The 12,256-nt window shown below is 57.8% G+C and carries 9 protein-coding genes and 1 pseudogene; 2 read left to right on the forward strand and 8 right to left on the reverse strand.

What is annotated here, in order from left to right:
- Nucleotide 1: 1 nt before the first annotated feature.
- The 7 genes from KBY58_RS06735 to KBY58_RS06765 all read right to left on the reverse strand — a co-directional run bounded on the left by KBY58_RS06735 (nt 2) and on the right by KBY58_RS06765 (nt 8,037).
- Nucleotides 2–1,177: an LptF/LptG family permease gene (locus KBY58_RS06735; RefSeq protein ID WP_255003552.1), complete on the reverse strand. Its 1,176-nt coding sequence runs from the start codon at nt 1,175–1,177 to the stop codon at nt 2–4.
- Complete coding sequence (gene lptB, locus KBY58_RS06740; protein ID WP_255003553.1) at nt 1,174–1,902, reverse strand: LPS export ABC transporter ATP-binding protein; 729 nt, start codon at nt 1,900–1,902, stop codon at nt 1,174–1,176. The genes KBY58_RS06735 and lptB overlap by 4 nt, the downstream gene beginning before the upstream one ends.
- A complete protein-coding gene (locus KBY58_RS06745; protein WP_409995726.1) occupies nt 1,899–2,336 on the reverse strand; it encodes an LPS-assembly protein LptD in 438 nt (145 codons plus the stop codon). The genes lptB and KBY58_RS06745 overlap by 4 nt, the downstream gene beginning before the upstream one ends.
- A 77-nt stretch (nt 2,337–2,413) precedes the next feature.
- Entirely contained in the window at nt 2,414–2,812 is a 399-nt protein-coding gene (locus tag KBY58_RS06750; protein WP_255003554.1) for a DUF309 domain-containing protein, read from the reverse strand.
- Between the two features lie 18 nt (nt 2,813–2,830).
- On the reverse strand, nt 2,831–4,639 hold the full coding sequence (typA, locus tag KBY58_RS06755) for a translational GTPase TypA (protein WP_254933310.1): 1,809 nt from the start codon (nt 4,637–4,639) through the stop codon (nt 2,831–2,833).
- A 90-nt stretch (nt 4,640–4,729) separates the two neighbouring features.
- Nucleotides 4,730–7,294: a U32 family peptidase gene (locus KBY58_RS06760; RefSeq protein WP_255003555.1), complete on the reverse strand. Its 2,565-nt coding sequence runs from the start codon at nt 7,292–7,294 to the stop codon at nt 4,730–4,732.
- Nucleotides 7,294–8,037, reverse strand: a complete 744-nt coding sequence (locus KBY58_RS06765) for a D-alanyl-D-alanine carboxypeptidase family protein (RefSeq protein ID WP_255003556.1) — start codon at nt 8,035–8,037, stop codon at nt 7,294–7,296. Before KBY58_RS06765 ends, KBY58_RS06760 begins: the two co-directional genes overlap by 1 nt.
- Nucleotides 8,038–8,153: 116 nt before the next feature.
- On the opposite strand from KBY58_RS06765, the gene chlP reads away from it, so the two are divergent.
- On the forward strand, nt 8,154–9,509 hold the full coding sequence (gene chlP / locus KBY58_RS06770) for a geranylgeranyl reductase (protein WP_255003561.1): 1,356 nt from the start codon (nt 8,154–8,156) through the stop codon (nt 9,507–9,509).
- Between the two features lie 28 nt (nt 9,510–9,537).
- Here chlP and glyS read toward each other — a convergent pair whose 3' ends face one another.
- Nucleotides 9,538–11,703, reverse strand: coding sequence for a glycine--tRNA ligase subunit beta (gene glyS / locus KBY58_RS06775; RefSeq protein ID WP_255003562.1), 2,166 nt, complete (start codon nt 11,701–11,703; stop codon nt 9,538–9,540).
- Nucleotides 11,704–11,798: 95 nt separating this feature from the next.
- Between glyS and KBY58_RS06780 the strand changes: the two are divergent.
- Nucleotides 11,799–12,256 (forward strand): annotated as a pseudogene (locus KBY58_RS06780) (sulfite reductase, ferredoxin dependent); the annotation flags it as partial.

Below are 12,256 nucleotides of genomic sequence, written 5' to 3' on the forward strand. Positions count from 1 at the left end.
TTCAGCGACTTGATTGGCGCAACAGATACACACCCCCTGACAGACCCAGGACAACCGGTAACCAGGCTGAAATGAACGGCAGCAATGTGCCCTTGACTCCGAGGGCGCTCGACATGAAGGCCACAAGGTAGTAGCCGAATATCAGCAAAACACTCAGACCAAATCCCTGGCTGCGGCTGTGGCGAGATTGGGGTTGCACACCAAGGCTGCTGCCGATCAGACCAAACACCAGGCAGACAGCGGGAAAGGAAAAGCGCTCCTGAATTCGAACAGTAAGTTTACGGGCCTGCTTCTGATCGCCAGATTGACGCAGCAATTTAACTGCCGTTTTAGCCTGGCCGATTGTCATTGTTTCATAACCGGGTATCTTCGCCATCTCCTGGGGCTCGCTCCCAAGGGGATAAAGGTATCGATCAAAATCTGCAGATGTGGTAGCGCCCTTAGAGTCTGGATCGACGGAGAAAAGGTGTCCGTCTCGAAATATCCATTGGGCATCCTTCTCGCTCCAATTGGCCCTCTCGGCAGTCAACAAAACCCTTTGATTACCTCTAGAAAGATCCAAAAGGGTGACCTGTTCCATAACGCCTTTGTTAAAGCGTTGGGCATAGAAGAAGTGGGTCAAACCTCGCTGACGAGAACCATCCGGAAAGCTAATTTTTCCGTACTTTGAGAACATCACATTATCCTGCTGTTCACCTGCTATGGCTCTGCCAAGGGCTTTATTCAGTACAACTTTTGATTCCCTCAGGGTCTGGGGTACAACCACCTCATTAAAGGTAAAGGTTATTAAGGTCATCGCCAGGGCAATTACCAGGGCTGGCACAACCATCCTCCAGGTGGCAACTCCAACCGAGCGGAGGGCGGTGAGCTCACTGTTGCCTGAGAGTTTGCTGTAGGTAAGGAGTGTGGCCATTAGTGTAGCCATCGGAAATGACAACACCAAGAACTGAGGCATCTGCAATAACAGCACATGGGCCGCCACATTTATGGGCAGACCTGATTCGGCAACTTTGCGTACCAAATCAAATACAGCACCAACCGACAGGGAAACAGCCGTGAATGCCGCAATGCCAAACAGCAGCGGACCAAGCAACTCAGAAAGTAGCCAGCGATCCAGTAGGGGAATTCGCCGCCAGCCCCCTAGAATTTTAGTCTGAACATTGTTAAAGGCTGTCATAGCCTGAAATCCTCGCCAAGGTAGTGACGGCGCACAAGGGGATTAGATCCAACCTCTGCGGATGATCCTGAAGCAAGAATGGAACCCTCGGAAAGAATATAGGCTCGATCAGTTATGGCCAGGGTTTCACGTACGTTATGGTCCGTAACCAGCAAGCCCATGCCGCGCTGGCGTAGTTGATCGATTAGTTCCTGAAGATCTGCAACCGCAATGGGGTCCACCCCTGCAAAGGGTTCATCGAGAAGCAAATAGCGAGGTCCCGATTCACCAACCGCCAACGCCCTTGCCACCTCTGTCCGGCGACGTTCGCCGCCGGAGAGTTGGTAACCCTTGCGATTTTGAAAAGCCTGAAGATGGAAGTCTACCACCAGCGACTCAAGGCGATCCCTACGGATTGATTTAGGCGTCGCACTCCCATCTAGGGCCAATCTGAGGTTATCCCTAACCGAGAGTTGCCTGAAAACACTCGGCTCCTGGGGTAGGTAACCGATACCTAGACGGGCCCGCTGGGGCATCGATAGGGATTGAACGTCAGTCCCGTCCATTAAAATTGTGCCCGAATCGGGCCGCAGCAGACCCGTGACAAGCCCAAAGGTTGTGGTTTTACCTGCTCCATTTGGACCCAGCAGGCCCACCACCTCGCCTGGCGATAGTTCCAGGGAAACATTATCAACCAGAACACGACCCTGGATAGCCAGTACTACATCCTTGAGTTGCAGACTCATGGGGCCTTAACCGCCTGGGTAGGAGCGGAGTTGAGTCGATACTTCGACACCACCTGGCCCCCAGCTAGGGGCTGGGCTACAAGCCGCTCACGCTCAACTAGATACACCACCTGTTCAGCCCTAATCGAGTGCCCATCTGCCTGAACCACGTCCACATCGCCGCTCAGGACTACTCGATTCTCCTTGGAAAAGTATTGGGCTTGGCGAGCAGTAGCGATAACTCGCTGGTCCGGATAGACGATTTTTACATTGCCAGTGGCAGTTACCACCCCAGTTGAGTTGTCTGCCTGCTGAAGATCAGATTCAATGCTGACAAGTCCCGTAGTAGGTGTAACGATCCGCTGCTCGGCTGGAACTGCTGAAGCAGGCGTGGCCAGGCCCATGCCATGGAAGGCAAAGGTGGCAACACCTATGGCGACCAGTCGTTTCAGCACAGAAGCCAACGGGTATGCCGCCCTTACGGCATTCAATCTACAGAATGGGTAGCTGCAATCTATGGTCCTATACATAGTCACTCTTGTTGCGCTGCAGTCAATTTGGGCTGATTAATGCCAACCATGGAGCTCTGCCTATGCAGTGCATCGAGTCGGCCAGCGCCGGTGACCTGCAGGGCCTTCAGATCAAGGCCAAGGGCTTGGTCGGGGGCGGTTTTCAATCGGCCAAGGGCCTCACCCAGCAGGAGCGTGGCACCGCGCAAATTCCCCGTTTCCAGGTGCAGCTCGGCCACTGCCATCTGTAAAACTCCGTGAAGTACTGGTCGCATTGGGCCAGCAGTTTCATGCCAAAGCTCTTCGAGGCAGTCGTGGCAGGCATACCACTCGCCTTGATTGAAGAGTTCGATAGCCCTGCCAAGCCTGGGATCGGCCATCAAGAGTTCCTCCTCTAGGCAGGATCCATGGGGAGAAGCCATAGCTTGCGCCTATCCCCCCTAGCGCTTTGCCACCTTCTTGGCAGGAAGCTTTCTAAGCCGGATTGACTCAGGGGTTACCTCAAGCATTTCGTCGGGTCCGATGTACTCAAGGGCCCGCTCCAGGGTCATCTGGATCGGTGCCTGGAGGGTGTCGAGCACCTCAGCGCCGGCGGAGCGGATGTTTGTGACCTGCTTGGCCTTGCAGACGTTGAGCTCGAGATCCGGTGGCCGGCTGTGTTCACCCACAATCATGCCCTTGTAGACCTTTGTGCCAGGGGTAATAAAGAATTGACCTCGATCTTCAGCGCCCTTAAGGGCATAGAAGGTGGCTGTGCCTTCCTCAAAGGCCACCAATACGCCATTGCGGCGGTTGTCCATGTCCCCCTGCATGCGCCGATAGTCAAGGAATGAGTGGCTCATGATTCCCTCACCACGAGTAGCCCTGATGAAGTCTCCACGGAAGCCGATCAGGCCCCGTGATGGCACAACAAACTCCAGCTGGGTGCGGCCATCGTTTGTATTTTCCATATTTTGCATTTCACCCTTGCGCGTTCCGAGGCGCTCAATACAGCCCCCTACAGCGGCCTCAGGCACGTCCATCACGAGGGTTTCAAATGGTTCGTGGGGGCTGTCGTTGATCGTGCGGAAGATCACCTGGGGCTGGCTCACCTGGAATTCGTAGCCCTCCCGGCGCATTGTTTCGATCAAGATGCCAAGGTGTAATTCACCCCGGCCGCTAACGGAGAACCGGTCAGGGGAATCGGTGTCTTCGACCCGAAGCGCCACGTTTGTTAGTAACTCACGCTGGAGGCGATCCCTGAGCTGGCGGCTGGTTACGAACTTGCCTTCTTTACCTGCGAAGGGTGAATCGTTGACCACGAAGGTCATCTGCAGGGTTGGTTCATCAACCTTGATCAGGGGCAGGGCTTCGGGGTTGTCGGGGCAGGCAATGGTTTCGCCAATGTTAACTTCGTCAAATCCGGCCACTGCCACTAGGTCGCCGGCCCGGGCCTCCTCAATTTCTACCCTCTGGAGACCCTTAAAACCCAGCAGCTTGCTAATCCGACCGCGTTTGATGCTGCCGTCATCACGAATAAGGGCAGCTGGTTGCCCGGCCTTAATTGTGCCGTTGTGGATCCGGCCAATCATGATCCGCCCCAGAAAGTCGCTGTAATCGAGGGTGGTTACGTGCAGCTGCAGGGGCTTTGTGGGATCTCCGACGGGGGGTGGTACATGGCGGAGGATCGCTTCAAATAGAGGCTTCATATTGTCGCTTTCTGTCTTCATGTCGGGCTTGGCATAGCCCGCCATGCCACTACCAAATAGGTAGGTGAAATCACACTGGTCATCATCGGCGCCAAGTTCTAGAAAAAGATCAAGAACCTTGTCCACGGCAATTTCAGGATCGACCCGAGCCCGGTCAATTTTGTTGACAAAAACAATGGGGCGTAGACCCTTTTCAAGTGCTTTCTTCAATACAAATCTGGTTTGGGGCATGGGCCCCTCGTTGGCATCAACAATCAGTAGGCAGCCATCGACCATCCCCAAAACCCGCTCAACCTCACCGCCAAAGTCGGCGTGGCCAGGCGTATCAACGATATTGATCCGGATCCCTTCGTAATCGACGGCAGTATTTTTAGACAGAATTGTTATTCCCCTTTCCCGCTCAAGATCGTTTGAATCCATTACACAGGTGGGAATCGCTTCACCCTCGCGAAAAATGCCAGATTGATTCAACAGGGCATCCACCAATGTGGTCTTGCCATGGTCAACGTGGGCAATAATCGCAATATTGCGAATAGGCGTGCCTGGATGTGCGCCGCTCATGCGTTGAAATTCCTAGAAGTTCTTTAAAGCTCGTCAGCCCGTTTCAAGCCTTGAAGCCGAGGATTCACTGTATCTCTTCGTCCGATCACTTCAGCTGCGGCCCTTGAGGCTTCCCCTAGTAACCCCAAGGCGACTTTCCAGCCGTTCCCGCTGCCACAACTCCCGTCCGGAGATCTCTCCCTTCAGCGCTGCCCCGTACTGGCCAACCCTTTGACGGGCCTCTGCGGCGGATTCGTTGAGCATTTCAAGGCGGAAATGCCTCACCCCAGCCCTCTGCAGGGCCGGCAGGGCTTCGGCGGCTGTCTGGGCAGTGCCATTGAACAGTGTGTTGCGACAACCCAGGTCTGCCCTTAGGGGGTGCTCGCTGCCACTGCGATCACGGAGCAGTACCTGGTGGGTCTCGCAGGGACGCCCGCAATCCGTGTGGTCGTGGCCTTCCGAGAGGAAGGCGCAAAAAAGGCAATGCTCCATGTGGAAGAGGGGCATGTGCTGGTGCACGGTCACCTCAAGGCAACCTTTTGGTATCTCGCCCACCAGCTCAAGCAGTTGCTCAAGGCAGAGGTCGTAGCTGGCGGTGACCCGTTCCAGTCGCCATTCCTGGAGATACCAGGCGGCAGTAATCGGATTGGCCACATTCAGCGAAAAATCGCCCGCACAGGGGGCGATTGGAGTCAGCAATTCCAGTTGATCGGCATTGCGCAGCAGATAGCCATCGGCAGCGGCCTGGATCAGGGGTTCGATTGTCCAGCGCTCATTGGGCCTAGTTATGCGGGCACCGGCCAGCCACACACCCCCGGGCCAGCAGCCCCTGCCCATGGCAACAGCCTCCTTCAACTCATGGGGTTGCTCCAATTCGGCGATCACCCTTTGCAGCGGCAGATCCCTTAGGGCCTTGAGTTGCTCAAGGCTGCGCACCAGGACCACTAACCCGGCCTCCAGTTCCGGCCTCGGCTCCGGCTGGGCATCCGGACTGCTTGCATGGGCAAGTGATACCCCCAATGATCTGATCAGCCCGGCAATCTCTTGCCTGTTAGGGCTGAGGCTTTCAACCAGTTCTGGCGCCTGGGGTTCGCCAACATTTGCCAGTTGCTCAACAATCTGCCTGCGCAGTCTGTTCAGCTCACTTATCGGCAGGAACAGGCCGGGTTCCAGATCCAGATCGAGGCTTTCCAAGAACCAGGGCGTGCCTCCCAATCTCCCCAATTGGCTCTCCAACCGATTGCGGTCTAGGGCCTGCCCCATGGCTGGTTCCAGATCTGTGGAGGATCGCCATTCAGAGCATCCATGCCCTTCCCCCAGCAGGTAAACCACAAGCGGCATCCCTTTTTTGCCTACGACCTTCAGGTGGAGGGGCTGGGGCGACTCAGCGGTGGGGGTTTGGGCCAGGAGTTGCCAATGCTTCTCAAAGGCAGGGTCGCTGGTCAGCCAGCAGGGACTGCCCTTTTGCAGGCCCCTAGCGTCGATCCTGCCTGGGCCCATGCGCAGGGCCAGCAACCGGGATGTACGCCGCTCAACCACCATCACTCGACCACCGATTTCCTTGGGCACCTCCAGGGCTGTTGGCGATGGACATTCCCAAACCAGGCCATCCCCGGGCTTGAGGTTTGCTGAGGTTTCAAGTAGCCACCAACCATCCTTTTCGATGCTCTTGAGCTGGCCGACTAGGGGCCCACGCTTTTTGCTCCAGCGGCCATGGACCAATTGCCTGTGGTCCACCCCCGCTAGCCAACCCGTGCCCAGGCCCCGGGAAAAGCTGAGCTCCATGCTTTGCCGATGGGCTGCCCTCTGCTCCTCTGGCATGCCCCCCAGCTCGATCCGATCAAGGCTTCGGCGGTAGAGATCCGTGACTGCTGCTACATAGGCGGCGTCCTTGAGTCTTCCCTCAATTTTTAGGCTGGCAATGCCGATACCTGCTAGCTCAGGTAGCAGTTCCCAGGCGGAAAGATCCTGGGGGGAAAGCAGATAGCGCTGGTCGCCGAGATCCTGCTCCTGGCCATCGACGATCAGGGCATAGGGAAGCCTGCAGGCCTGGGCACACTCCCCCCTGTTGGCACTGCGCTGGCCCAGGGCCTCGCTGGTGAGGCACTGGCCTGAATAGGCCACACATAGTGCTCCGTGGACAAACACCTCCAGGGGCATCGCCAACTGGCGTTGCTTGAGTTGGTTCTGGATCCTGCCCAAATCCTTCAGGGCTAGCTCCCGGGCCAGCACCACCCGCACACAACCGAGGGCGGCGGCCTGGGCCACCCCTGCCGCACTGGTGATCGACATCTGGGTGGAACCGTGGATTGCCAGGCCTGGAGTCAGGGATCTGGCAAGCATCGTCAGGCCTATGTCCTGGACAATTAGGGCATCCACCTGCGCCGTCGATGCAGCCAGTAGCAACTGGGCCGCTTCCTCTAGCTCAGCTGTAAAGACCAGCACGTTGACCGTCAAGAAACCCTTCACGCCACGCCGGTGCAGCCAATCCATTACGGCTGGCAGTTCGGCTAGCTGGAAATTTGCGGCCCGCATCCGGGCGTTGAAGACCTCAACTCCGAAATAGACGGCGTCGGCCCCATTGGCCACGGCTGCCTTGAGTGCATCCCAATTGCCTGCAGGTGAGAGCAGTTCAGGGGTGAAGGCTGCGGAAGTAGGCGTTGCTAGCTCAGCCATCATTTGGCAAGACGCTGGGCAGGCTCAAAGACCTTCAGGGCATCCGTACTGCCCTCATAGCGCCAGTGCCAAGGCTCGTAGTTGACCCCCTGGGCATTGGATCTGGGGAAGGAAAGGGCGAATTGATAGCGGGCCGCATTGGCCTGAAGCCAGGCAAAGGCTGCGCTCTGGTCAAACGACTGGGACAAATTTGTACCAGCCGCATTGCCGTCACCGATGTCGAGGGCAAAGCCCGTGGCGTGCTCTGAATAGCCAGGGGGTGCACTGACCAGGGCCCGTTCGCGGGCGGTCTGGTTCCGTTCAGCCTTGACATCAAAAAAGAGGTGCTTTTGCAGGGAAATTGATCTATAGCCACTTAAAACCACCAAATCCACACCTTCAGCAGCTGCCGCTGCCCCCATTGCGGCGAAGGATTCAGCCGCATCCCGTTGGAGCTCAATACCGGGCGCAATCGGCGTCAATTCGCGGCTCCTGATCTCGCCATAGGGAAAATGTCCGAGCAAGCGACCATCTATGCCAGGGCGGGCATTGAGCCCCTGGATGGGGGGTGGCCCCAGTAGACGCCGCAGGGGCTGGGGGAAAATCAGGGCCAACGCAGTCAGCACCACCACCATTGCGGCCACTGCGTTAGCCAACGGTGAAAATCCGCTGGCCCGGCTGGAGGATTTTGGGGTAGAGCGATGGGCTACGGGGATGTCGTCGACACCCTGGTGTGCTGCTCGCCCCCGCTTGGCACCATTCACCTGAGCTGCGCCCAAAGCAGTAAAGATCCTAGGTGGGAAGCCCCGATTGCCCAGCAGTGCATGGGGCATCGGTGTTAGCTTCCACCCCGACTGAATTAAGGCGGAGCGGTTTTCTGATGTTGCGTGTCGCAGTGGTTGGCGGCGGTCCAAGCGGCTCCTGTGCGGCTGAAGTGCTCGCCAAGGCGGGCATTGCGACCTGGATCTTTGAGCGCAAGCTCGACAATGCCAAACCCTGCGGTGGTGCCATACCGCTCTGCATGGTTGACGAGTTTGAACTTCCAGACTCGATCATTGACCGCAAGGTTAGAAATATGAAAATGATTTCCCCCTCAAATCGGGAGGTGGATATCAATCTAGAAAACGAAGGTGAATACATCGGCATGTGCCGCAGGGAAGTGATGGATGCTTTCCTCCGTAATCGGTCCGCCGATCTAGGAGCCCAACTAGTTAATGGCTTGGTTACAAAAATAGATACGGGTAGCAAACGCCAGGGGCCCTATATCCTTACCTACTCAGATTATGCTTCAGGAGAAGCTACCGGCGAGGCAAAAACCCTCGAGGTAGATGTAATTATTGGAGCTGATGGTGCCAACAGCCGGGTCGCCAAGGCAATGGATGCTGGCGATTACAACGTGGCGATTGCGTTTCAGGAGCGCATTAAGTTGCCCCCCGAGGAAATGAAATATTATGAAAGTCTGGCTGAGATGTATGTGGGCACAGACGTATCACCGGACTTCTATGCCTGGGTATTTCCTAAGTACGACCACGTGGCAGTCGGTACTGGCACCATGCAAGAGAATCAATCTCTCATCAAAAGCCTTCAGGTGGGCATCCGGGAGCGTGCCAAAAAACGGTTGCTCAATGGCGAAGTCATCAAGGTAGAAGCCCACCCAATTCCAGAGCACCCCAGGCCCCGCAGGGTCGTGGGCCGCATGGCACTGGTGGGGGATGCCGCTGGCTATGTAACCAAGAGTTCGGGCGAAGGCATCTATTTTGCCGCCAAGAGCGGCCGCATGTGCGCCGAACAGATCGTGGCTGCCAGTGCCAACGGTTCAAAGGTTCCCACTGAAAAGGATCTGAAGGTCTACATCAAAAAATGGGATCGCCAATATGGCGCCACCTATAAAGTGCTGGAAATTCTGCAAAATATCTTCTATCGCAACGACGCAGCCCGGGAAGCCTTCGTGGAAATGTGCGACGACAAAGACGTACAGCGTCTCACCTTTGATAGCTATCTCTATAAGCGCGTGGTTATGATGAATCCGTGGCAGCAAATTAAGTTGACCCTGCTGACCCTCGGCTCGGTGCTTCGGGGAAATGCCCTAGCCCCCGCTTCCTACAAGCCGGTGGCCAGTGCGGTGCGCACCGAGGAAGATGCCATGGCCATGCTCGCCCTAGGTGCAATTAAGGGAGGCATCAAGGTGCCCGCCCAAACCGATGAGAGGGAGCCTGTACTGGCGGGCAAGGGCTAATTAAAGATGGCCAACCACCTAGCCCTGATCAGCCACTGATGCGGCTGAAATCTGCCAAGACAGCTGCTTGGTTAGTAAGCACGCCAAGAAGATTGAGCCTGTTGGCCCGCACCGCCGGCACATCGGCCAGCACCATTACGCTTTGATCGCCATCAAAAAATGCCGCTAGGGCCCCGCGGCTAGCGGCAAGAACCCTTGCCAATTCTGCGTAGCGAGCCACGCCTTGGCTGGCGGCGATGGGTGCCAGTTGTTCGAGCACCTCGAGCATCGCTGCCTCACTTGCCTTCTCAAACAGGCGCGGATCCACCAGGCCTTGGGGGCTAATGACTGATCCAGCCAGGTTCCCCTTCTCGGCCAGGCGGGCAGCCCGGTTCACCACGGCCTGAACACTTGTCAGTTCACCGCTCTTTCTAAGGGCAGCAAGTAGGTCGGCGCGTGCACGGGCATCGGCCGGATCGACCAGCACCCGATCAATGTCCACTCCCTCACCAGCCACTGCTTGGAGCAAATCCAGGTCGAAGCCCTGCTCCTCTAGCAGGCTGACCAGTCGCTGGCGCAGGAACTCGCCCAGTTCCGCTGCCAAGCCAGGGGCATCCACTGCGAAATGGCTAAACAGATCGCTCCAACGGGCCGTTGAGCGCCGCAGAACACTCTGTAAATCAAGGCGCCAGCTGCGATCCCAGAGGATTTGCAGGATTCCATTACCGGCGCGCCGCAGGGCATAGGGATCTGAGGAGCCGCTGGGGCGCTCCCCCTTGGCATAGATGCTCAGGAGCAGCTCGAGTCGCTCCGCCAGGGCCACCACGGCACCGGCATCGGAGCCCGGCAGGGCATCACCCGCGCCCCTGGGCAGGTAGTGCTCAAGTACCGCCAGGGCCACCTGCCGCTGTTCACCCTCGGCCAGTAGGTACTTGCCGCCCATAACCCCCTGAAGTTCTGGGAATTCGCCCACCATCTGGCTAACCAGGTCGTGCTTGCAGAGATGGGCAGCCCTGCGCGCATGGCCTGCCGTATTGCTTGGCAGGGCAAGTTGCTCAAGCAATAAATCGGTGAGCCACTCCAATCGTTCGGTGCGATCCCTCAGGCTGCCCAAGCCCTCAGCAAAGGTGACCCTCGCTAATTTTTCCCGGCGATCGATGCTGGCTGTGGCCAGATCGGCCTCGACAAAAAACTGGGCATCGTCGAGGCGGGCCCTCAGGACCCTCTCATTGCCTCGGCGCACGGTATCAACCGCATTGGCCGAGCCATTACCGATGCACAAAAACTGGGACAACAGGGTGTCTCTGGCATCGAGGGCGAGGGGGTCTGGAGCGTTGCCGGGGCGATAAAGGGGCACATAGCGCTGGTGGGAGCGCATCACCGTGCCCAGCACCTCGGCGGGAAGGGCGAGGTAATGGTCGTCAATTTGACCTTCGATCAGCAGCGGGGCCTCCACCAGATCGGTCAGTTCATCGGCCAGGGAGGGGGGGAAATCTGCCACGGCCGAAAGGCGCCCAGCCGCTTCAGCCACAGCGTTATTGATCAGGCTCGAGCGACCACTGCGGCTGACCAGCACCCCAGCCTGCTGAAGCACAGATTCGTACTGATCTGCCGAGGGCAAATCAACGGCCCCGCAGCTGAGTCGGTGGCCTCGGCTCTGGCGACCACTGCTGATCGGGGGATCACAATCGGCCAGGGTGAGCGGGATTACGTCGGCATCCAGGAGTGCCACCAACCAGCGCAGCGGACGGGAAAAGCGGGCGTCACCCTCCCCCCAACGCATGAAGCGCCGCCCCTGGAGGGCCAGCAGCCACTGGGGAATCAACTCGGCAAGAACCTCAGCACTGGGCCTTCCCGGCTCCAGGCAACGGGCAAAGACAAAGGGACCCTTGGGCGTTTCGCGCACCTCTAGATCTGATGGCTCAACTCCACAGCGACTGGCGAAACCCAGGGCGGCCTGGGTGGGATTTCCGTCCTTAAAGGCCTGGGAGGCCGGCGGCCCCTTGCGCTCCTCCTCCAGATCGGGCTGGGCTGCCAGCAGCCCGCTCACCACCACCGCCAATCGGCGCGGGGTGCTGGTGCAATCCAGCTCTGCGTGCGACAACCTCGCCGTTCCGAGATCCCTGCGCACCAGGGCCTCCAACTGGGGCAGGGCCAGGCGGGCAAAATCTGCGGGCAGCTCCTCGGTCCCGATCTCCAGCAGGAAGGTCGACAAGCGGCTCAAGACATCAACCAACAACTCTATGTATTGGTGCCCTAAAGCCCCATTGGTTCGCTACGGTCGATCGAAATCGATGCTCTGTAAGCGCTGTGGATAAGGGGCAAAGCGCAGCAGATATTGGCTCCGCCACTGCACCAACAAAGTTTGAGCAGCTCAAGGCCGCCAGTGGCCATCTCAAGGAACCGCTCCTTAGTGAGTTGGCCAATGGAGCTCCCAACTTCACCGAGGGGGCCGTCCAAATCCTGAAGTTTCACGGCAGTTATCAGCAGGACAACCGGGAGAACAGACGCAAGGGCGAGGAAAAGGACTGGCAGATGATGCTGCGCCTCCGCAGCCCCGGCGGCCGCATCCCTCCGTCGCTTTATTTGGCGATAGATACCTTGGCGGAAGAGCTCGGTAACGGCACCCTCAGGGCCACCACCAGGCAGGCATTCCAAATGCATGGAATTGCCAAGGCTGATCTCAAGGAGGTGATTGGCACAATCGTGCGTCACATGGGCTCCACCCTGGCGGCCTGTGGGGATATCAACCGCAATGTGATGGCTCC

Origin of the sequence: Cyanobium sp. HWJ4-Hawea, assembly GCF_024345815.1 — a bacterium.
Taxonomy (GTDB): Bacteria; Cyanobacteriota; Cyanobacteriia; order PCC-6307; family Cyanobiaceae; genus Cyanobium_A.